Annotated in this window: 1 protein-coding gene; it reads right to left on the reverse strand. The window is 45.9% G+C overall.

What is annotated here, in order from left to right:
• A partial coding sequence (locus AAEY62_RS22815) for a hypothetical protein (RefSeq protein ID WP_350636700.1) occupies positions 1 to 266 on the reverse strand: 266 nt, incomplete at both ends.

The following is a 266-nucleotide window of genomic DNA, read 5'->3' on the forward strand; positions in this document are numbered from 1 at the left end:
CTCGTGAGGAGCCGGTACCATATTCTTTACCTGCTAGAACCACTAATGGTGTTCCACTCTCTTGATATGCCATTGCCGCATCATAAATACTCTCTAGCTTATCGTCAGGTTGAGTACGAGTGACACCGCCCTCAGTACCGGGGGCGAGTAAGTTTTTAAGGCGCACATTAGCAAATGTACCACGCATCATCACTTCGTGATTACCACGGCGAGAACCATAAGAATTAAACTGTGCTTTTTCTACCCCATTTTCTTGCAGGTAAAGT

Source organism: Pseudoalteromonas sp. GW168-MNA-CIBAN-0100 (assembly GCF_040309225.1).
Classification (GTDB): Bacteria; Pseudomonadota; Gammaproteobacteria; order Enterobacterales; family Alteromonadaceae; genus Pseudoalteromonas; species Pseudoalteromonas arctica.